The organism is Luteipulveratus mongoliensis, from assembly GCF_001190945.1.
GTDB classification, from domain to species: domain Bacteria; phylum Actinomycetota; class Actinomycetes; order Actinomycetales; family Dermatophilaceae; genus Luteipulveratus; species Luteipulveratus mongoliensis.
In genome coordinates, this window is record NZ_CP011112.1 from 390,241 (window position 1) to 409,194 (window position 18,954).

20 protein-coding genes and 1 tRNA gene are annotated in these 18,954 nt (G+C 66.5%); 5 read left to right on the forward strand and 16 right to left on the reverse strand.

Going from position 1 to position 18,954, the window contains the following annotated elements; all coding sequences use genetic code 11:
• The 4 genes from VV02_RS01850 to VV02_RS01865 all read right to left on the reverse strand — a co-directional run bounded on the left by VV02_RS01850 (nucleotide 1) and on the right by VV02_RS01865 (nucleotide 5,063).
• Entirely contained in the window at nucleotides 1-1,395 is a 1,395-nt protein-coding gene (locus VV02_RS01850) for a condensation domain-containing protein (RefSeq protein ID WP_083449838.1), read from the reverse strand.
• A gap of 229 nt (nucleotides 1,396-1,624) precedes the next feature.
• Nucleotides 1,625-2,854 carry a glycoside hydrolase family 18 protein gene (locus VV02_RS01855; protein WP_052589466.1) on the reverse strand — a complete coding sequence of 410 codons (1,230 nt, stop codon included), beginning with the start codon at nucleotides 2,852-2,854 and terminating at the stop codon, nucleotides 1,625-1,627.
• Nucleotides 2,855-2,887: 33 nt separating this feature from the next.
• Nucleotides 2,888-4,039, reverse strand: coding sequence for a glycoside hydrolase family 19 protein (locus VV02_RS27000; RefSeq protein WP_157063221.1), 1,152 nt, complete (start codon nucleotides 4,037-4,039; stop codon nucleotides 2,888-2,890).
• Nucleotides 4,040-4,067: 28 nt separating this feature from the next.
• Nucleotides 4,068-5,063 carry a chitinase gene (locus tag VV02_RS01865; protein ID WP_083449839.1) on the reverse strand — a complete coding sequence of 332 codons (996 nt, stop codon included), beginning with the start codon at nucleotides 5,061-5,063 and terminating at the stop codon, nucleotides 4,068-4,070.
• A 192-nt stretch (nucleotides 5,064-5,255) separates the two neighbouring features.
• Here VV02_RS01865 and VV02_RS01870 point away from each other — a divergent pair, with 192 nt between their 5' ends.
• Complete coding sequence (locus VV02_RS01870) at nucleotides 5,256-6,413, forward strand: ROK family transcriptional regulator (RefSeq protein ID WP_052589467.1); 1,158 nt, start codon at nucleotides 5,256-5,258, stop codon at nucleotides 6,411-6,413.
• A 153-nt stretch (nucleotides 6,414-6,566) separates the two neighbouring features.
• Here the strand turns inward: VV02_RS01870 and VV02_RS01875 are convergent, their stop codons facing one another.
• From VV02_RS01875 to VV02_RS01900, 6 genes are read right to left on the reverse strand one after another with little or no spacing between them, the layout of a single operon-like run.
• Nucleotides 6,567-7,259, reverse strand: coding sequence for a DUF6230 family protein (locus tag VV02_RS01875; RefSeq protein WP_052589468.1), 693 nt, complete (start codon nucleotides 7,257-7,259; stop codon nucleotides 6,567-6,569).
• Complete coding sequence (locus VV02_RS01880) at nucleotides 7,256-7,960, reverse strand: hypothetical protein (RefSeq protein ID WP_052589469.1); 705 nt, start codon at nucleotides 7,958-7,960, stop codon at nucleotides 7,256-7,258. The genes VV02_RS01875 and VV02_RS01880 overlap by 4 nt, the downstream gene beginning before the upstream one ends.
• Nucleotides 7,957-8,349, reverse strand: coding sequence for a DUF6114 domain-containing protein (locus VV02_RS01885; protein WP_052589470.1), 393 nt, complete (start codon nucleotides 8,347-8,349; stop codon nucleotides 7,957-7,959). Before VV02_RS01885 ends, VV02_RS01880 begins: the two co-directional genes overlap by 4 nt.
• A gap of 5 nt (nucleotides 8,350-8,354) precedes the next feature.
• Nucleotides 8,355-9,047, reverse strand: a complete 693-nt coding sequence (locus tag VV02_RS01890; protein ID WP_157063222.1) for a DUF6230 family protein — start codon at nucleotides 9,045-9,047, stop codon at nucleotides 8,355-8,357.
• The gene (locus tag VV02_RS26790; protein ID WP_179945352.1) at nucleotides 9,047-9,556 is read right to left on the reverse strand and encodes a DUF6114 domain-containing protein; all 510 of its coding nucleotides are present in this window, start codon (nucleotides 9,554-9,556) and stop codon (nucleotides 9,047-9,049) included. The genes VV02_RS01890 and VV02_RS26790 overlap by 1 nt, the downstream gene beginning before the upstream one ends.
• Nucleotides 9,557-9,573: 17 nt before the next feature.
• Nucleotides 9,574-10,194 carry a DUF6230 family protein gene (locus tag VV02_RS01900; protein WP_169787625.1) on the reverse strand — a complete coding sequence of 207 codons (621 nt, stop codon included), beginning with the start codon at nucleotides 10,192-10,194 and terminating at the stop codon, nucleotides 9,574-9,576.
• Between the two features lie 229 nt (nucleotides 10,195-10,423).
• On the opposite strand from VV02_RS01900, the gene lepB reads away from it, so the two are divergent.
• Entirely contained in the window at nucleotides 10,424-11,080 is a 657-nt protein-coding gene (gene lepB, locus VV02_RS25850) for a signal peptidase I (RefSeq protein WP_169787626.1), read from the forward strand.
• A gap of 4 nt (nucleotides 11,081-11,084) precedes the next feature.
• Here lepB and VV02_RS01910 read toward each other — a convergent pair whose 3' ends face one another.
• Nucleotides 11,085-11,576 carry a hypothetical protein gene (locus VV02_RS01910; RefSeq protein WP_052589474.1) on the reverse strand — a complete coding sequence of 164 codons (492 nt, stop codon included), beginning with the start codon at nucleotides 11,574-11,576 and terminating at the stop codon, nucleotides 11,085-11,087.
• A gap of 676 nt (nucleotides 11,577-12,252) precedes the next feature.
• On the opposite strand from VV02_RS01910, the gene VV02_RS27435 reads away from it, so the two are divergent.
• Nucleotides 12,253-12,492: a helix-turn-helix domain-containing protein gene (locus VV02_RS27435; RefSeq protein WP_083449842.1), complete on the forward strand. Its 240-nt coding sequence runs from the start codon at nucleotides 12,253-12,255 to the stop codon at nucleotides 12,490-12,492.
• Between the two features lie 582 nt (nucleotides 12,493-13,074).
• Here VV02_RS27435 and VV02_RS01925 read toward each other — a convergent pair.
• Nucleotides 13,075-14,160 (reverse strand): hypothetical protein, encoded by a 1,086-nt coding sequence (locus tag VV02_RS01925; RefSeq protein ID WP_052589477.1) that lies wholly within the window; start codon nucleotides 14,158-14,160, stop codon nucleotides 13,075-13,077.
• A 391-nt stretch (nucleotides 14,161-14,551) separates the two neighbouring features.
• On the opposite strand from VV02_RS01925, the gene VV02_RS01930 reads away from it, so the two are divergent.
• Nucleotides 14,552-14,755, forward strand: a complete 204-nt coding sequence (locus tag VV02_RS01930; protein WP_052589478.1) for a hypothetical protein — start codon at nucleotides 14,552-14,554, stop codon at nucleotides 14,753-14,755.
• Nucleotides 14,756-15,244: 489 nt separating this feature from the next.
• Complete coding sequence (locus VV02_RS01940) at nucleotides 15,245-15,997, forward strand: hypothetical protein (RefSeq protein WP_157063225.1); 753 nt, start codon at nucleotides 15,245-15,247, stop codon at nucleotides 15,995-15,997.
• Nucleotides 15,998-16,052: 55 nt separating this feature from the next.
• Here the strand turns inward: VV02_RS01940 and VV02_RS25860 are convergent, their stop codons facing one another.
• The 4 genes from VV02_RS25860 to VV02_RS01955 form a co-directional block, all read right to left on the reverse strand.
• Nucleotides 16,053-16,205 (reverse strand): helix-turn-helix domain-containing protein, encoded by a 153-nt coding sequence (locus tag VV02_RS25860; protein WP_083449843.1) that lies wholly within the window; start codon nucleotides 16,203-16,205, stop codon nucleotides 16,053-16,055.
• A 137-nt stretch (nucleotides 16,206-16,342) separates the two neighbouring features.
• Nucleotides 16,343-16,425 (reverse strand) — tRNA-Leu (locus tag VV02_RS01945).
• 10 nt (nucleotides 16,426-16,435) lie between these two features.
• The gene (locus VV02_RS01950) at nucleotides 16,436-17,020 is read right to left on the reverse strand and encodes a hypothetical protein (protein WP_052589481.1); all 585 of its coding nucleotides are present in this window, start codon (nucleotides 17,018-17,020) and stop codon (nucleotides 16,436-16,438) included.
• A gap of 52 nt (nucleotides 17,021-17,072) precedes the next feature.
• Nucleotides 17,073-18,653, reverse strand: a complete 1,581-nt coding sequence (locus VV02_RS01955; RefSeq protein WP_052589482.1) for a GDSL-type esterase/lipase family protein — start codon at nucleotides 18,651-18,653, stop codon at nucleotides 17,073-17,075.
• Nucleotides 18,654-18,954 lie beyond the last annotated feature (301 nt).

Below are 18,954 nucleotides of genomic sequence, written 5' to 3' on the forward strand. Positions count from 1 at the left end.
TCATGCTCCCTGGCTTTGTGGAAGGAAGGTGTTTGCCGTGTCGAGCAGTCCCGATCGCATGGTGTCTGCGACCTGCTCGACCCATCTGTGACAGCTCGGGGTGTCGGGATAACGAACCTCGAGGTAGGTACCGCCCGGTACGACCGAGACCCACACATGCATCTCGGCACTGTCGTCGACCGGTCCGAACAGCACCGTCGCGTCGGACTCCGCCCACCGCTCCCAGCCGGCGCAGCGCCGGCCGTGGATGTAGGACAGCACCAGCGCCGGGCGAAGGTCAGCGGCCAGCTCGCGCGCCGCGACGTGTCGGGGGACCCGGGTCGCGGGCTGGGCCCGATCCCACGCCTGCTGGGTCGCATCGATCACGTCGAGCAGGTACGTCGAGCGATCGGTCTGGATGCTGACGGGTACGACCCCGGCGAACCATCCGACCGCGGTGTCCAGCTGTGGTCGGTCACGGTTGTGGACCGACATCAGCGCGTCGAGTCTCGTGCCGCCCCCGGTAGCCAGGATGGCCGCCACCAATGAAGCGATGAAGCCGAGTCCAATGCTGGCATCGAGGGCGCGCAGGTGTGCCACGAAGCGCGACGTCTGCTCTGCGGTCGCAATCGGAATCGATACCAGGCGATGAGGGTGGCGGTCGTCGCGGGCAACCCGCGACCCCACGGGCAGCGCTGGGAGACAACGGTTCTCGTCGAGCGCCTGACTCCAGGTATCCAGCCCTGCGCTGACCGCTTCACCTTCACGTTCGCTGGCCCGCTCGTGCTCGGCAACATCGACTGCGCTTGCCACGGACTCGAGAAGCGACTCCGGCTCGGCGTACGAACGCAAGATCTCCGCGGCGCTGAGATACGCGGAGTAGCCGTCGAAGACGCCGTGGTCGAAGGCGGCAATCAGGGTCGTACCGTGCAGGTTCTCAATGGTCACGAAGGCATGGCTCGGCCAACGCAGGGGTGCAGTCCAGTGCGCCAGGTGTTCGGTCACCACGTCAGCGGCGGTGGTGGCGTCGGCCCGCTCGGCGAGGACGTGGGGCACGAGGTCAACGTGACCCTCGGGAAGGGTTCGACGTTCCATGGCGCCGTCCCGGCCCCTGAAGAACCCGCTGCGCAACCCCTCGTGCTGGTCGAGATATCGCTCGAGGACGCGCCGCACACGTTGCGGTTCGGCTCTGCCCAAGGTGCATCGAAAGCCCAGCCATGGCGTGCCTCGACCTGCGCCCCCGGTGGAGTCGAGCGCAGCGGTGTCGGCCTCGCGTAGTCGAGCCAGCTGATCGTGACTCGGCCTTCGGGGGTCAACCGCCGCTTCACGGAGCCTGCGGATGGTCGCCGAGTCAGGGTGCCACGCGACGACGCGTCCAGGTGGGACGTCGTCCGGACAGAACTGATGGATACGCATCGTGGGGCTCCCTGCGGCCTGAGACGGAGTGGTCAGACGCTGTGGCGCGACCAAACCAGGACGCTAGGCGCAGGAGGGGGGCCCGTAGGTAAAGAAGTTACCAAAACTGCGTAGTCATGACGTTAAATTGTCGGAACGGGGAGGGGTCGGAGCCGCGATGGCCCGCCGCAGGCGATGTCAGTGCCGCAGAACAGTCCGCTCGTCGCGATCTGCGGCACTGACATCGGACCTACTTCATGGCGCCGATGAGCTCACCGTTGGCGGTGTCACCGGACAGCTCCCAGAAGAACGCGCCGCCGAGTCCCTGCTGCGTCGCGTAGTCCATCTTTCCGCCGATGGTCGCGGGGGTGTCGTAGCTCCACCAGTCGTTGCCGCAGTGGGCGTACGCCGTGCCGCCGACGGTCCCGGTGCTGGGGCACTTGTCCTTCAGGACCTTGTAGTCCTCGATGCCCGGCTCGTACGTCCCCGCGGCCGGCCCGGTCGCCGTGCCACCCGGCGCGGCCTGGGTGACTCCGGTCCACCCGCGGCCGTAGAACCCGATGCCGAGCAGCAGCTTGCTCGCTGGAACGCCCTTGGACTTGAGCTTCTGGATCGCCGTATCGGCATTAAAACCGGGCGTCGGGATGCCGTCGTAGTCGTTCAGCGGCGAGTGCGGGGCGGTCGGCCCCTGGGCCGAGAAAGCGCCGAAGTAGTCGTACGTCATGACGTTGTACCAGTCGACGGACGACGCGGCGGGGCCGTAGTCGGCGGCGTCGATCTTGCCGCCGTTGGTGCCGTCCGCGGTGATCGCCGCGGTGACCAGGTTGCTCGTGCCGAACTTGTCCCGCAGCGCCTTCATCACACGCGGGAACGCGTCCGGACCGCTGGTGTCGCAGCTCAGGCCGCAGGCGTTGGGGTATTCCCAGTCGATGTCGATGCCGTCGAAGACATCCGCCCAGCGCGGGTCCTTGACCACGTTGTAGCAGGACTCGGCGAACGCCTCGGGATTCTTGGCCGCCTCAGTGAATCCGCCCGACAACGTCCAGCCGCCGAAGGAGAACACGATCTTCAGGTTGGGGTGTTTCGCCTTGAGCTTGCGCAGCTGGTTGAAGTTGCCTCTGAGCGGCTGGTCCCAGGTATCGGCGACCCCGTCCACGCTCTGATCGGCCGTGAACGCCTTGTCGTAGTCGGCGTACGTGTCGGTCAGGCCGCATTTGCCGCCCGCCACCGTTCCGAACGCGTAGTTGATGTGGGTGAGCTTGTCGGCCGAGCCACTCGTCTCGATGTTCTTGACCTGGTAATTGCGTTGGTAGATGCCCCAATTGACGAAATAGCCCATCGTCACGTCGCCGGCGGCGGTTTGTGCAGCCGCTGGTTTGGGCGTGTCCTCGGCGGTGGCCGGGGTCGCGGTCAGGGCACTGCCGAATATGGCCGCTGTTGCGGCGATTCCGGCAGCCCAGCGCCGTGTGAGTGCAGACATTGGATTTCCTTCCGAGCTCAGAGGATTGACGGGTCAGCAGGACAGGTTGCCGCCAGGGTCGACGCCGAGCATCGAGGTGAACTTCAGGTAGCGGTCAATGCGGCTCTGGACCTGGCCGGGGTTGCCGCCGTTGCACTCGATCGAGCCGTTGATGCTGCGGATGGTCTCGCCGAATCCGACGTTGTTCGCCATCGCGTCGTGGGGCGTCATCGTCCCTGGGCCGGTCTGGGTGTTCCAGTACCAGAGGCCCGTCTTCCATGCGACGGCCGAGTCGGTCTCGACCAGGCGCGGGTTGTTGAGAAGGTCGATGCCGAGCGCGTCGCCGGCGGCCTTGTAGTTGAAGTTCCAGCTCAGCTGGATGGGTCCGCGGCCGTAGTACTGATCGTTGCCGGCAGGGCAGCCGTACGGCTGGGTCGTGTCGCAGTAGTGCGGATAGTTCGCGGTGTTCTGCTCCACGACGTAAACGAGGTCGCCGGTCTCGTGGCCGACGTTCGCCAAGAATGCGGCGAACTCCCGCTTCTGGGTGGCCTCGTCACCGGTGTTGGCGAAGCCGGGGTAGGCGCCCATCGCATCGACAAGGCCCTGGTAGGTGTAGAAGGAATTCCGGTTGGGGAAGCCATCGTTGAACTGCTGCTCGCTGACCGTGAATCCTTGATGATCGGCTTGCACGCCGTCGGTGATGTTCACGTCGATGCAGCTGTAGAAGGCGTTTCCTGTGTCCGCGATGTTCCACACCGCCAGCACTTTCTGATGTCCTCGCCGATCACCGAAGTCGACCGTGTGCTCGGTCGTGCTTCCGGGCGCCTGGTTGTTGCCCGAGATCTCGGCCACCAGGTCACCGCCGATGAAGTACTGCCAGTTGGCGGTCCGGTGCAGCGCCGTGTTGATCCACGTGAAGTTGGTGGTCGGCGCGATGTCGCTGACCTTCCAGCCCTTGCTGTCGTCATCGAGCTCGGCGAACTGCGAGTTGCCTCCGCTGCAGCTGGTCAGGCCCTTCGGGCCCTCGACACTCTGCGGCTCGTACTTGATGGGACCGCACTCGACCGTTCCCGCAGCGCACTGCGCCTGCCGACTGGGCGGGTTCGAGGCGTAGCCGTGGGCGTTGGCCGGACTGGTGGGCATGACGGCAAGTGCGGGCCCGGCCAAGAGCCCGGCAATCGCGGTCAACTTGATGGTCGTACGCATGGTGGTACTCCTCGTGATCGGGTTGCGGTCAGGGCAGGGTGTCCAGGTGGCCGCCGACGGTCTCGGCGAAGCCACCGCCATTGGCGATGTCCCAGTTGATGGACCAGGTCATCGCGCCACGAATGTCGGGGTAGGTCTGCGACGGCTTGAAACTTCCGCAGCTGGTACCTGAGGCCAGGCAGTCCAGCGCTTGATTGACCACTGCGGGGTCGACCACGCCGCCACCGGCAGCGCGTGGACCGGCGGGGAGACCCAGTCCGACCTGGTCGGGACGCAGACCGTTCTGCAGCTGGATGCACGCGAGCGCAGTGATGAAGTCGACGGTGCCTTGTGAGTAGACCTGGCCGTCGCAGCCGAGCATCGAGCCGGAGTTGTAGTACTGCATGTTGACGACGGTCAGAATGTCCTTGATCTGCAGCGCGAGGTTGAAGTACGACCCGGTCGGCGACTGCATGTCGATCGTCTGTGGGGCCATCGTGATGACCAGGCCGTCGCCGAACTTCTCGCGCAGGCTCCGCAGCGCCTTCGCCATCGGGTCGGGCTGCAGCCCGTTCTCCAGGTCGATGTCCACGCCGTCGAATCCGTACGTCTGGGTCAGTCCGTAGACGCTGTCGGCGAATGTGGTCGCCGCAGCGTCGTCACCGACTGCGACCTGTCCCCGCTCTCCACCGACGGACAGGATCACCTTCTTGCCCTTGCTCTGCAGGGCAGCGACGTCAGCCTTCAGGTCGTCGGCGGTGTAGCCGCCGAGTGCGTCGGAGAGTCCCGGATCCGCTTGAAAGCCAACCTCGCCCGGCGTCTGAGTCGCCTCGCCGAACGACACGGCGACGATGTCGTACTGGTCCGGCACGTCCGAGAGGCGCAGCGCACCCGCGTCGTTGACGAAGTTGTGCCAGTAGCCGGTCAGCGCGTGCTTGGGCAGCTCTGCGGACCGCTCCTTCGCCGACGCGGGCGCAGTCGCCAGCACACTCGCGATGAGGAAGAGCAGCAGGCCGAACGCCGCCGCGGCTCGTGATCTGGACACCGGAACCTCCTTGGTCGGGCGTGCAGTTAACGTGCCTTACAGTTAACTCTCCTTACAGTAAAGAGACAGAACCTTTTCTTCAGGAGTTGGCAAAGCCCATCCGGCGGACGTGGCGCGCTCGGGGTCCCGGGGCAGGCGGGCTAAACTGTGAAGTCCCCTTCCCATTGATCTCGAGCACGAGAGGGGTCCCTGATGGCGCAGTCGGCGACCAGTGTGATCCGCGAGACCAACGAGCGGATGGCACTCGACCTGCTGCTGACGCAGGGCCCGATCTCCAAGACGCGGCTCGGCGAGCTCGCCGGTGTTTCCAAGGTGACCGCCGGGCAGATGCTCGCTCGGTTGGAGCGTCGTGGTCTGGTCGAAGTGGTCGGCACTCAGCCCGGCGGCCGCCGGGGGCCCAACGCCGAGCTGTTCGCGCTCGTACCCTCCAGTGGATACGTCGCGGCGCTGCACATCGGCCCTGACGTGATCACTGGCTCTGCGGCCGACATCACCGGCACCGAGCTTGCCCGGTTCTCCGTCGATCCGCACGAGTCGAGCGACCCGGTCGCAGCCGTCCGCCAGGCCACCGCCCAGGCCGCCGAGCGGGCGGGGTTCTCGATGTCTCAGCTGAGCTGCCTCTCCATCGGCACGCCCGGCATGGTCGACAGCCGCACCGGGGACGTCCGGTTCGGGTTCGACCTGCCCGACTGGCACAACGGCGTACTCACCGATATCCGGCAGAACTTCGGCCGACCGGTGCTGATCGAGAACGACGTGAACCTTGCCGGCCTGGCCGAGCGCAAGGCCGCCGCCGCGCACGGCGTCCGCTGCTTCGTCCTCGCCTGGATCGACCGCGGACTCGGCATGGCTGTCGTCATCGACGGCAAGGTGCTGCGCGGCGCCGACGGTTGCTCGGGAGAGATCGGCTATCTCCCGGTGCCCGGCGCGCCACTGCCCAGCCGCAGCAAGGACCCCCGCCGTACGTCCTTCCAGTCACTTGTCGGCGCCGAAGCCGTACGAAAGCTGGCTCGGGAGCACCGGATGCGTGGTGGCGCGGGCGAGTGCATCCGCAAGGCGATCGAAGGGCACCCCCAGGGCGATGCGTTCCTGGACGAGCTCGCCCATCGACTCGCCCTCGGCCTGGCTGGGGTCTACCTCGTGCTCGATCCCGAGCTGTGCGTGCTGTCCGGCGAGATCGGAAACGCGGGCGGCAAGGAGCTCGCTCGCCGGGTCGAGGCCGCGATCGAGGAGATGTGTCCGAACCGTCCGCGCGTGGTCCCCAGCGAGCTGTCTGAGGACGCCGTGCTCCTCGGCGCACTCGAGAAGGGCCTCGAAGTCGCCCGGGATGAGGTCTTCGCGGGCCACTGAGTCGGCGTACCTCAGACCTGGCTCATACGCCGCGCGAGCCTCCCGCCGAGAGGCATACCTCTCCACCGAGAGGCACACCTGCCAGGTACGCCCCTCGAGTGTTCGGTTTGCCTCTCGGCGAAGTGGGACTCGGGTGAGCGGCTCGTCCCGGGCTCAGTGCGGGATCGGGTCGCCGCTGCACGGGTCGTCGCCGCGGTGCAGCGTGAGCTTGAAGCCGGGGACCTTGGCCAGCTGGTCGAGAGTCAGTCCGTAGACCTGACCGCGCACGTTGCGGAACTGTCCGACACCGGCGTCGATGCCGAACCAGCCCAGCCCCGACGGTGCATCGAGCGGATTGGGATCAGGACGGCCGTTGGTCTCGGTGGTGGTGATCGACTCGGACCTGACGCCGAGCTGCACCAGGCCGTCGAGGTTGATGCCCGGGTCGCCGTCGCCCTTGATCCGGGTGAGGTCCAGGGAGGCGCGGCTGCCGACGGTCTCGAACGTGCCCGCCTTGCCGTCGCCGGCACGGACCTTGATCGTGTAGGTGACGCCGGCGATCGACTGCTTCTGCGACACGCACAGGCCGTCGACCTTGAGCTCGGCAAGGTTGACGCGGACCACCTTGGAGGTCGTGAGCTTGCCGTCGACGCTGCGGGTCGCCTCGACGACACCGATTCCGGCGCGCTCACCGGTGAGACCGCCGGCGGTCACGGAGGCCGTCGTGCCCTGGAAGACGACCGCGCTGGCGAGCACATCGTTCTTGGTCATGGCGGCCAGACTGATCGTCACACCGATCGCCGGCACGGCCATGACGGCAACACGGCGCCACCGGGTGCCGTAGGCGATCTGCTTCGCGGCCGTCATGAGATGGACAGCTCTGTGTTGGGGAGGCGGACCGGGAAGTTGCCCTTATCGCTCGGGGCGTCGCTGTAGGTGACGAGGTACTTGATGTCGAGCTGCAGCCGGGTGCCGACCAGGTCGAGCCCCTGGACGACCTCGATCAGCGGACTGTCCTCGGGAATGTCGATGCCACCAAATAGGGGTGCGATCGAGAACGTCCCCTTGTCGATCCAGAGGTCGGTGTACATCGCGGTGCCGCTGTCGTTGGCGCCACCGATCTGGGCGAAGTCCTTGGGCTTGATGGACAGCGTGTATCCCGGGCCGTCCGTCGTGTTGATCGTGCCGTGGTCGACGATCTGGAACCGCTTGAAGGAGAAGTGCCAGAGCTTGACCAACTTGTCGCCGATCTGTACGTCCTCCTGGCCGATCCGTCGGATCTCCTGCACGTTGAACCGGCGGGGGTAGCAGATGCAGGCCGGGTTGAGCGGGCCGCGAGGGATGTCGAGACGCAGGTTGGTCCCGGAGATGCACGGGTTGAGCGAGCGCGAGCCGTGATAGGCCGTCAGGTGGGCGCGCTGGGAGTCGTTCGGCCCGCAGCTCGACCCGATCGGGTCGTCCGCTCGCGCCGGGTTGGCCTGGGTCGCGACCCAGGCGAGCACCCACACCACGACGGCTGCCATCGCGACGATCCGCTGCTTGCGGGGAGTGAGGTTGCTGGCGGTCATACGGGGCTCCCGTCCTCATCAGGAGCAGCCTTCGGACCCTTCTCTCCCCACGCCCAGACCATGGACCCGCCCACGATGCCCAGCGCGGTGCCGATGAGCAGACCACCGAGGTTGGTCGAGATGAACGCGGCGAGAGCCACCAGCACGCCGAGCAGTCCGAGCATGGGCGCGTAGAGCGGCGAGGCCCAGCTGACGAGTGCGAACAGGATCAGGCCGCCGCCGAGGATGTAGCCGGCGCTGGCGTTCCACCCATTGCTGACCGCGAACCGCAGGGGATAGCCCGCGAAGTAGATGATGTCTGCGCCGGCCAGCAGGAGCAGCAGGCCGCCCCAGAACGGCCGGGTCTGGCGGAAGGAGCGCAGGCCGGTACGCACTTGGCCGGCTGTCATGGCGCTCATCGGCAGCCGTCCGGTGTCGTCCCGGACTTGCTCGCGTCGGCGACCCCACCGTCACCGAGCACGGTCTTGACCCGCAGTCCTGGGAGCTTGAGGGGAGAGGACACCTGGAGTCCCGCGGCGCTGATGTCGGCCGCGTCGAGGGTCAGGGTCTGAGCCTGGAGGCCCTGCGTTCCCGGTGTGCCCTTCCAGGGATCGCCACCCACGGTCAACGTCTCCGACGCTCGACCGAGCTCGAGCCGGCCGACACCGGAGCCCTCGCCGATCGCGTCGCTCGTCGAGACGACGAGCTTGTCCAGCTTGAGGGCAGGAGTGCCCGATGTCGGTGTGCCGTCTACCTTTTCGCCCGCGGTCAGCACGACCGAGATGTTGCCGAGGCCGGCGAATTTCTGAGAAGCGATGACACACAGACCGTGCACCTCGGCCGAGCCGATGGCCAGCTGAACGACGCCCTGCCGCGTGCCGTCGCTGACGGCCTGACCACCGGCGTACGCGGCGACGGACTCACCGGACAGCTGGTCGGAGTAGACGCGATAGTTCGAGGTCGCGGTCGGGAAGTCGACCGCGAGCACCTCATGGGTGGTGAGTGTCGCCATCACACCAAGGCCGGCGAAGCCCGCGACCAACGGCACCGCCACCCGCCGACGGGTGCCGTATCTCGATGCGGGACTGGCGGGGGAGATCCTCGCCATCAGGCATCGCCTCGCGCGCCTTCAGTGGCCTCAGCGGCTTCGGCCTTGCGAGCCTCGATCTTGGCAATCTGCTTGTCGTCGTACGGCGTCCACGCAAAGGTCATGGCGCCGCCCACGATGCCGAGCATCATGCCGATGACCCAACCGCCCAGGTTGGCCAAGGGAAGGGAGGCGACGGCAAACAGCACGCCCATGAGAGCGGGGAAGTGACGCTGCTCCGGTCGGAACATCGAGACGGCTGCCGCCAGGATCATGCCGCCGCCGAGCACGTAGGCCGTGACGCCACCAGCGCCCAGTGCGACCACGGCCGACATCGAGCTGATGACCGGTCGGATGACGAACCAGCCGCCGAGCGCGAGCAGGATCGGCCCCCAGAACGGACGCGTCCTGCGCCAGCGATGGAAACGTACGCGCCACTCCGACACCGTTTCGTCAGCCGCGGCGCGGCGGCTTCCCGACCTCAGCTCATCGGGTGCATCCGGAGCGGGAGTGTGAGGGGTGTCGGTCATGGCTGGTCCAGACGGGATCAGTTCGAGCAGTTCGGCGCGCCGAGCTGCGGGGAAATGCTGAGCGACTTCAGGTTGATGCCGCTGTTAAGGCGGATGCCGTACGCCTTCGCATCCACCTCGCCGAGGTTGACTCCCTGGTTGGTCTTGTCCGTGCGCAACCCGAAGCCGCCCGGGGTCCCACCGACTGCACCGTCACCAGCTGAGGTGCCGATGTCCGTGGCCGGCAGCTTGGCATCGGCGACGTTGAGGGAGTCGGCGTTGATGTCGATGTTGCCGACCTTGACGGGTGAGCCCGAGGTGATCTTCAGACCGATGGTGCCCAGGATCGGGAACTTCTGCTTGGCACCGATGCAGATGTCGGCCAGATTGCCGCCTTGCACCTTGGCCAAGGCGGCCTTCTTGTTGGCTGCGCTGTCGTCGCCCACTGACGACGCAGCTGACACGCCGTTGAGTGACAGCCCCAGCTGATCCGCCTTGAGGTTGCTCGTGGTGAGCGAGAAGGGCTCGGCGGCGGACAAGGATGCGGTCACCATGCCCTCCACGATGGCGACGGCGAGCCCGAGGCTCACTACGGCCGCAGGCGCTGCCACGACCGCGAACCGGCCGACGCGGACGCGGCCCATACCTTTTTCGATCACGGGTACTCCCTCGCTCGGGCGGCATACGTGCCGCTGCTCGACCCCGGTGGACCGCGGTCCTCGGCGACGGTTGTACAGATGTGCAAAAGTTGTATATCCGTCGACTCGATGCAGTGTGACACAACTCACGGACAGTTCAAAGGGGATGTTTGAAGTACGTTCGCATCGCGGTCACGGGTCTGGAATTCCTGGCCGTGCAGACCAGGACCAAGCGGCGAGGGAGGGTGATGTGGGCCAGCCAGTAGGCGGAGTGGCGCGTGTCCAGCGACCTGGCGCGGCTGCTCGTCGCCACCGCCGACGCGTGATCGGTGGATCAGTGGCAGGCGCTCTGGCGCTGCTCCTCATCACCGTGGTGCTGGTCCTGCTGGTGTTCTCCGTGCAGGTGTCCGGGTCGAGCATGGAGCCGACGCTCCGGTCTGGAGACCGCCTGTTCGTCAACCTCCTGCACAGCGGAAGCAAGGCGCACCGCTTCGACATCGTGCAGGTGAGGCTGGGGCCGCAGCGTGAGCAGGCGGTCAAGCGGTTGATCGGTCTGCCGGGCGATCAGGTGCGCGTCCGTCTGGACGGTCGGCGCAACGTGGTCGAGCTCAAGCCGGCCGGTCAGCAGCAGTGGCTCCGAGTGGAAAACCCCGCCTGGGAGGCGGCCGACGATCACCGCGTCTGCTGCGACGTACTGGGCCGCGGTTCGGACGACACGACCGCAGCCACCGTGCCCGTCGGCATGGGTTGGGTTCTTGGTGACAACCTCGACTACTCGGACGACTCGCGCACGTACGGCTTCGTCAAGCTCGACGACATCGGCGCCACCCTCAATCTCCGCGTGCTGCCGCTGGGCCGCGCCGGCCACATCTCGCACGACGACGTCGTACTGCGGCCGGTCTCCTAGTGACCTAGGCCGAGCGGCGCCCAGCCACCGTTCCCGGTGCTTCGATCAGGGCGAGCGCGTCACGGTCCTTGAGGACCTTGGGGTTGGACGACTCGATGCCGGCATCGAGATAGATCTGGTCGAGGCTCGAACGCCCACCACGGCTGACTGCCCGCGCCATCGGCCCCATGCCGACGAGCATCAGCACGGCAACGACCGTCAAGGCGATCGAGACGGTGCTGCCGACATCGAACCGTGGCAGGACCAACCACGCGACCACGAGGCACACGACACCGGTGCCGGCCAACAGCAGGAAGGCGTTGGAACGCCGATCAAACGAGGTGCCGAACGTGTCGAGACGCTCGTCCAAGGCGTACAGATCGGAGAGCTCGAGCCGCCGGTTCGTCTCGTATCGCAGGTACTTCAACCGGTCATTGTCCGGGCCAGGTGGCCAGGTCTGCAGGACCGTGCCGTCTGCGGCAATGAACCACTGGGGCTCGTGGGCTTCCTGGCTCATCGACACTCCTCGCGTGGCGCCCCTTGGGCAATCTGAGGCGGGAGCCGGATCCTACTTCCCTCGCTGGCCGCGGCCAGCGAGGGAACACGAAAGTCCCCGGCCGGGTGACCCTGGCCGGGGACATTCACATCGCGTGCGCGGTGTCCAATCGCAGGTCGGATCGCGTGTCGCGCGTCTCGCTCCCGAGGGCTTGGTCTGAAAGTCCCGGGGGTTTCGGCACTGGCGCCCTACCTCCTAGACGTGTGCCGTGGGTCGCTGCGCACGTCTGATCGAGGCAGACGGCGCGTAGCGGTCTGAACCGAGTCGCGAGCAATGAGTGGGAGATTCACGCTGGTCCGAGGCGTGCTCCCAAAGTCCCAAGGGTTTCGGTCCCGGCACGCACGAGGGCGCCGCATCGGCTTCCTCTGGAGCATCGTCTCCAGGTCTGCCATGTTGCGACAGAACGTGTTCGGGTTGCTCTTGTGCGGAGCACTCGCCTGGACCTGGAAGTTCATCACTGCGATCGACATCGCGACTACGAGGAGGAGGTACGAGCGGACTGACCAGTCGTGTCACGGTTTGACCACCTTGCGAGTCCCTGACCGCCGTCGGTGATCTGTGGCGGGGTGCGGCACGATTGAAATACTAGTATTTTAATCTTGTGGCACGACCTGAGCGCACGAAGGCAGAGCGTCGGATGGGCGCTGCCCTGGGGTGTGAGTTGCGGGAGTGCCGAGGGGCGCAGTCAGTGCAGGAGCTATCGAGTCAATGCGGGTTGGCGGTGGACACGCTCCGTGCGATCGAGCGTGGGTCGATCGCTTCCCCAGGCTTTTTCGCGGTCGCGGAGGTGGCTACCGCGTTGGGCGTCTCTCTCGACTCCTTGATGGATGCGGTCAGAGGTCGCGTGAGAAGTCTCGAGACAGAGGCGGTGTCATGACGGGCCTGCTTCAGCCGGAGGACCTGACCGGCGACCAGCTGCACCTCGTCCGTGGGGGCGCGCGTCTGTCTGGTGGACGAACGGACATCGTGTTCAGCACCCGTGAGCCCGAGCACCAGCGACGAATACTGGCGCGCCTCGCGCAGGTCGATGACTTGGATGCTCTCCGTCTGTTCATGTCTTTGCCGTTGCAGTACCCCGTATCAGTCGACGCGCTCAGCGCTGAGCAACGGACCATTTTGCGTCGCGTTCCCGCTGGGTCGGTGACGCTCAGTGGCGCGTTCGCGACCCGCGTGCTGGATCATGCGGTGGATGTTCGCGCAGTCGTGGTGCGGTCTCCGCGGTGGCGGCCCGGGCTTCGACTGGCGGGGCGCTTCCTCGGCGCAGCGCCGACGGTGCTGATCCTCCCGTCGTCAGCGCATGTGCCACCGACTGAGATCTGGGAGGCCGCTGTCACCGGCGTCGGGGTCTGGGTTGACGAGCCTGATGGGCTGCACGAGTTGGTGCCTGTTGGCCGGTTCCGCCCTGAGGTCATCAAGCCTGCGATGTGGCGGTTTGAGGAACGAGCCTATGGCGCGTGGCTCAGATCAGGGCCCGAACCGCCGGTGGGATCGGGAGCGTGCGAGCGTCGATACGCATCAGGTTCCGAAGGGTCGTATCGAACTCGGTAACCGGGACCCGCGGCAGGAGAGCGGTGTGTGCGAGGAGGCCGGACAGCCGGTGCTTGTGAGCCGATAGTTGCAGGCTGCCGGGGGCCATCGCTGTCATCGCGGTGTACACCGCCGACATTGCGTGGATGTTGTGGTCGCGGATCGCTTTCTTCGACTGATCGGTGGCGCTGAAGGAGTCGACAGGCGCCTTGCAGATGGTGCATCGCGGCGCGCGCGTCGAGATGTACCAGTCGGCGTAGATCATGGGGCTGCGCATCTCCAGGAGCTCAGAGTGCAGCAGGCCAGGGACGAAACCGGCCGCATTGAAGCCGCCGCCCCCGCAACCAGGCACCCTGGGGAACCGCTGCGTACTGCTCGTGCCGACGAATACTCGCCCCGCACCGTGCGCGATCGCGTCGAGTGCAACGAGCGGCTCGACACCCACGAGCCACGCCCCCGGGTGGGCCGCAAGAACTGTCCGGAGTGCAGTCAACGCAGGTTTGCTGGTCAAGGGCCGGTACTTCGCAGCGAACAGCAGCGCGATCGGACGCCCATCCAGCGGCGCCAGTGCTCTCCGGAATCTGCTGATGTTCGCCGAACCCATCATCACTGCATCTGTGGCGATGAACGGGACAAGGCGCGGATCGGAGACGGTCATCAACGCCGAGACGAGTGCGTCGAGCGCGGCCCAATCTCCAGCCTGGACGAAGTAGGAGGGTGAGAGCACCTTGGCAGTCCCTGACCGGGTCAGCACAGAACCCACCCACTCGTCGAGGTGGGCCGCGAACAGGCCACCAGCCCCCACCCCTGCGGACGGCTTCGCGGGCGTGGCCACGACATTGCGCCAGTAACCGTGGTCGATGACCAGTTCGCTGGCCCTGCCGTGTGCCGTCAACGCCGACACCAACGTGCGGGGCTCTGGGTCACGCACCAGCAACGGCCGGCTCCCAGCGCCTGGCAACGTAGCGATCTCATACGCGTCGTTTCGAACGGTGTAGACGCCGATCGGCTCGGTCATCCCAGCTCCTGGAGGGTCGCGCACTACTGACCGCTCAAGTTTCTCCTCGAATATTTCACGCGAATTTATCCACGCCAACTGCGGCGCGTCTCTCGACCACATCCTCGAAAATGCGGTGGTTTCACGGCATAATGCGAGGATAGTTTCGCGCGAATTTGGTGGTGGAGTGGCAAAGTCCTCGGGTGCACGCGTCGTCAGCTTGCCGTCGCACGGCGAGGGGCTGGTGGCGTACTGCGTCCGGTGCCAGAGCGAGTTCCGTCGGCCCGTGCAGCCAGGGAGGCCCGCGCAGTACTGCTCCACCGAGTGCCGGAGCGAGGCCTATCGGCGCCTTCGGGAAGCGAGGGGCAGGCTCGCGCACTTCGAGACCGTCGTTGTGCAACTCCGACGAGAAGTGGCACACCTCGAACACGGCTCCGACGATGACCAAGCCGAGCTGGACCGCGAACAGGCCCGCTCCACCGCGATGAGCGCGCTCGACCGAGCCGAAGCGAGCCTGGTCTTCCTCACACAGCCGAACGATCAGGCCACCGACCTCCTACGCGCCCTGGTCGAGACTGTCGCACCAGTCCTCCGCGACGAACGCCCCAAGTCCTGACACCCGCTGCACCGGGGTCACTCACCTGTGGAGTCGCTGCGGACGCAGTAGTGACGACGCAGCCACATTCGAACCTGGGGCGCGAGTCACCTTTCGTGAATGTCACGGATCTGGCCGATCATCCTGGCCGATTCGTCCTTGGGGACGGCACAGCCCGATCTGGAGTTGTCCAGCCTGAGGTCGGCTAAGCTGCGATTGACACCCCATCTGCCCCACCTCATCGATCACGACTCGTCGTCGAGCACCACGGGCGCGGCGACACCGACGACAGGGGTTGGTCTGGTCGGCGATGCCGGCACCCGGCTTAATGGGCAGGGCCAGGGTCCCAGTGATGGTGTCCGTCAATGGATCTCGGTCGAGGCCACTCGATCCTTGCTTGACGTCATCTGAGCCAACGCTCGCACTCGGGTGAAGCGATGGATGGAGCACTCGTCACGGCGAGACTGCCCTCACGGGGTGCGGAGCCAGGTGGAGCGGCATCATCGCGTCATGACGAAGAAGGCGTACAGCGATGCAGACCGGATCATGCTTTTCAGGTCCGCCTTCCACGATATGGCTGGACGCTCATTCTGGCCCGACATCCGCGAGCACGGCCGTGTGGACCGTCTCGCGACGGTCAGCTTCCGAGTCGTCAAGGCGACGGGCATGGTCGAAGTGACACAGTCAGCGATCACAGACCGCGATGCGGATCTGCTGGCATCCCACATCCGCAAGTTCACTTCGTCACAGGACCCTGCCTACGTGCTTGGCGTGCTGAGGTCAGCAGTCCGGCTCGGGGCGACCGGAACTGGACTCAGGGAGGCCGAGAGCCAGTGGGAGCAGATCAGCGCGAAGCGGTTTCCGTTTCTGGTGGCCGATGGCGCATCAGTCGGTATGCGCATCCCGGGCTTGGCCCAGACGATCTGGTGGCCCGGTGTTGGGGCCCGGCCACTCGCAGGGCTGGGTAGCGAGGACGTTTCTCCGCTCGACTGCGCGGATGTCTACTTCAACGAAGGCCTGTTCCACACGTTCGAGCAGGACCGGCGAGAAGATGTACGCGCCGTGGTGCGCTCGATCCCGCCAGCCCTCCGAGACAACCTCGCGCGGATGGCACTCGGCGTCACCATCTACTGCGTCACAATCCTCCATCACGTCACCACTGAGCTGAGCGACGACCGGACGTGTGGCGACGAGTGCCCCGAGATGCAGATCCTCAAGCGGCTGTCTCCTCAGGGCTTGTCCACATCAGCCGACGAGGCGTGACCCATCGAGTTATCGCCAAAGCTCCACGTCCTCGCGCCGAGATCGCCGCATCCACTCAGAGTCGCTTGATCAAATCACCCGGCACGCAGTCGAGTGCTGCCGCCAGCGCGGTGACCCGGACAACGCCCAGGTCCTGGAGGCCTCGCTCCACGCGGCTGATCCTGACCCGGTCGATGCCCGACACGGCAGCGAGGTCAGCCTGCGACAACCCGCGCGCTCCTTCCGCATCTACTCCGACTCAACGAAAACGGCCCGCGACGGAGAACCGTCGCGGGCCGTTTCGGCAGGTCAACCCGTTTCCGGGTTTGTCACCCCTCCAGCGAGGAGTGCGGCAACCTGCCCGCGTGCGCGAGGGGGGATTTGAACCCCCACGCCCTTTCGGACACTGGCACCTGAAGCCAGCGCGTCTGCCGTTCCGCCACTCGCGCGAGTGCCGACCTAGTGTGCACCGTCCGGCCGCTGATCGCCAAACTGGCCGCCGTCCGTCTGACCCGACTCGGGTACCTCCCGCAGCAGACCGTCCCGACCACGTATCCACTGCTGACCGGTCGTGTCCGTGAACGTCAGCTCGTCGATGCCGAGCCGATCCGCTTTCATGACAGGGCTCACGGCGCCGTACACGGCGTCCAGCGACTGTCCGAGATCCCAGCCGAACACATTCTCGAGGCGCTCGAAGAAGTAGGTGCCCGGCGGCAGCGTCGCCAGGTGGAGGACCGGACTGGACTGCGACTTCGGATAGGCGTCCTTCACCCACTCCCGACTGGCCACCGACACGTGTCGGACCGGGTTCTCGCCGCGGTTCGCCATCACGAGGCCGTAGTGCTTGTGCTTCTTGGCGTCCAGCCGGACCGCTTGCCACGCGTTGACCTTGCCCGGCTCCTCGCGGCGCCGGTCGTCTTCTGTACGCCGGTCGCGCGCCTGCTCGACCTTCAGTGTCCGCCACGCGGCGAAGCCGGCTGCTCCCGCGGCGGCCAGTGCGCCGCCGTTGACCACCAGCCCGATCCAGTTAGTCACGTCCCCCATACCTCGACGGTACGAAGTTCGCCGTCCCGTTGGGCCGTTACGCGGTCCCCGGTCAGATGAACCGTGCCGCCGTCAGGGCGTACGCCACGTTCCCGATGACGTTGGGGTGGAATCGCTCCTGCTTGTCCCGCAGTCCGTCATCAGGGTTGTAGCTGCCCGTGATGAGCCCATTGATCCACTGCTGGCGCAACGGCGCACATCCCCCGTGTGGCGCGGGAGGAGTGAGGTCGAAGGTCGCCATCGTCGGTGAGTAGGCGATCCTCAGCCCTTCACCCTTGAGCTTGCGGACCGTCTTCGCGGTCTGGATGGCGAGGTGAGAGGCGATCCCGTCGATGGTCCCGGCCTCGGTCCCGGAGATCCCGAGGCAGTCCAGGTGCCGCCCACCAAAGGTCAGGATCTTCGGGTAGCCCGCCAGCATGATCGTCGCGTGACCGCTCTTCCGGTCGATCGTGCGCAGCACCTCCTCCAGCTTCGGCATGAACCGATCGATCTCCGCCTTCTTGCCGCGTACGTCGGGACTCGCTGTGCACGGGCGCGGGTTGGTGACGCAGTCCGTGAGGATGCCGGCGAAGCCCAGGTCGTTGCCACCAATGCTCAGGAGGACGTAGTCCGCGCCTCCCTTCAATGCCTTGATCTGCGCCGGCTCCCCATAGCGCGACCGGCGCAGCAGGTCCTCCGTCTCCGCACCCGAGCAGGCAACCTGCTGGTAGTCGATCTTGGCGTTGCTGTAATCAGCGCGACCGAGGCCAGGCAGCTGCACCGTCCGCTGCCACGACAGCGGCGACCGGTGGCACTTGTTGCCGGGCTGTCGAGTCGCGTTGTCGTAGACGTACGTGCCCTCACCGGACGCGTACGAGTCGCCCATCGCCACCACTCGCGGCTTCCGCTGGGAGAGCGAGTTGGACGTGCGCTTCGTCATGCTCAGCAGCGGAGACGGCGGGTCCTTCGGGCGTGGCGGCAGCTTCAGGTCGTGCGGCGCGGCCGGGACCGGTGGGTTGACCAGTGTCGGACCCTCTTCGTCGCGGCACGCGCGCAGCTTCGGGCTGAACCCGTCAGCGCCGGTGCCGACGTACCGGTCCGACACCCACAGGTTGTCCGATGTCAGGTCCCAGATGCGTGAGCCGTTCGCCGCGTTGCCCGGTGCCTGGCAGCGGACCGAAACCTTCGAACCCGCTTGGTACTCCTTGACTTCCGGCGCTTCGACATAGCGCGCCCGACGGCCCGCGAGGTCAGTACGCACAGGGAAGGCTTTCGCCGACGCTCCCGTCGGACCTTGGCCGGCCCTGCAGCGCGGCAGCGCGCGAGTGAATCCGTCGGCGCCGGTGCGCACGTAGGTGTCGGACACCCACAGGTTGTCGGCCGTCAGGTCCCAGATGTGCGAGCCGTTGGCGAGGCCGCCCGAGCTCTGACAGTGGATCGCGATCCGCGTGCCCTTGGCGTACTCCTTCACCTCCGGCGACGAGGTGTCCTTGGCGCGCCGCCCGGCGAGATCGGCGGTGACCCGGAACCGCGCCGCGGCCTGGGGCCGGTCCTTCGACTCCGCGTGAGTGACGGCTGCCACGGCGACCAGACCTCCGGTCAGCAGGGTGGTCGCGGCCCCCGCCGCGAGCACCCGACGTGCACGTGTCTTCATGACTGCTCTCCCTGTCCCATGAACGACGGCGGCTCCCCACGCCGGGGGTCTGACGGCGTACGCCGTCTGTCGCGTTCCGCGCGGGCGCGAAAGCGAGGCACTTTGCGAGCGCACACGACGTTGCTCCTCGACGAGGGCCGGGCTGGAACCGGCAGCCGCGGCACAGCATCGGAGCCGGGTCGTGGCCCGGAGGCGACGCGACCGTAGTCACGTCGCGCCTCTGGGTGGGCGGTGCGGATACCATCCAGTGTCTGACCTGCAGGCCAGCCGCCGCGCCAGCCTGCCCAATGCCGGGGATCAA

What these genes read in the sequence shown, in the direction of transcription:
- VV02_RS01885 (WP_052589470.1), bottom strand. Translation starts at nt 8,349, where the DNA reads ATGACAGCCGGCCAAGTGCGTACCGGCCTGCGCTCCTTCCGCCAGACC.
- VV02_RS01940 (WP_157063225.1), top strand. Translation starts at nt 15,245, where the DNA reads ATGACGAAGAAGGCGTACAGCGATGCAGACCGGATCATGCTTTTCAGG.
- VV02_RS26790 (WP_179945352.1), bottom strand. Translation starts at nt 9,556, where the DNA reads ATGACCGACACCCCTCACACTCCCGCTCCGGATGCACCCGATGAGCTG.
- VV02_RS01870 (WP_052589467.1), top strand. Translation starts at nt 5,256, where the DNA reads ATGGCGCAGTCGGCGACCAGTGTGATCCGCGAGACCAACGAGCGGATG.
- VV02_RS01850 (WP_083449838.1), bottom strand. Translation starts at nt 1,395, where the DNA reads ATGCGTATCCATCAGTTCTGTCCGGACGACGTCCCACCTGGACGCGTC.
- VV02_RS01955 (WP_052589482.1), bottom strand. Translation starts at nt 18,653, where the DNA reads ATGAAGACACGTGCACGTCGGGTGCTCGCGGCGGGGGCCGCGACCACC.
- VV02_RS01950 (WP_052589481.1), bottom strand. Translation starts at nt 17,020, where the DNA reads ATGGGGGACGTGACTAACTGGATCGGGCTGGTGGTCAACGGCGGCGCA.
- VV02_RS01855 (WP_052589466.1), bottom strand. Translation starts at nt 2,854, where the DNA reads ATGTCTGCACTCACACGGCGCTGGGCTGCCGGAATCGCCGCAACAGCG.
- VV02_RS27000 (WP_157063221.1), bottom strand. Translation starts at nt 4,039, where the DNA reads ATGCGTACGACCATCAAGTTGACCGCGATTGCCGGGCTCTTGGCCGGG.
- VV02_RS01910 (WP_052589474.1), bottom strand. Translation starts at nt 11,576, where the DNA reads ATGAGCCAGGAAGCCCACGAGCCCCAGTGGTTCATTGCCGCAGACGGC.
- VV02_RS01925 (WP_052589477.1), bottom strand. Translation starts at nt 14,160, where the DNA reads ATGACCGAGCCGATCGGCGTCTACACCGTTCGAAACGACGCGTATGAG.
- VV02_RS01890 (WP_157063222.1), bottom strand. Translation starts at nt 9,047, where the DNA reads ATGGCGAGGATCTCCCCCGCCAGTCCCGCATCGAGATACGGCACCCGT.
- VV02_RS01880 (WP_052589469.1), bottom strand. Translation starts at nt 7,960, where the DNA reads ATGACCGCCAGCAACCTCACTCCCCGCAAGCAGCGGATCGTCGCGATG.
- VV02_RS01875 (WP_052589468.1), bottom strand. Translation starts at nt 7,259, where the DNA reads ATGACGGCCGCGAAGCAGATCGCCTACGGCACCCGGTGGCGCCGTGTT.
- VV02_RS27435 (WP_083449842.1), top strand. Translation starts at nt 12,253, where the DNA reads ATGGGCGCTGCCCTGGGGTGTGAGTTGCGGGAGTGCCGAGGGGCGCAG.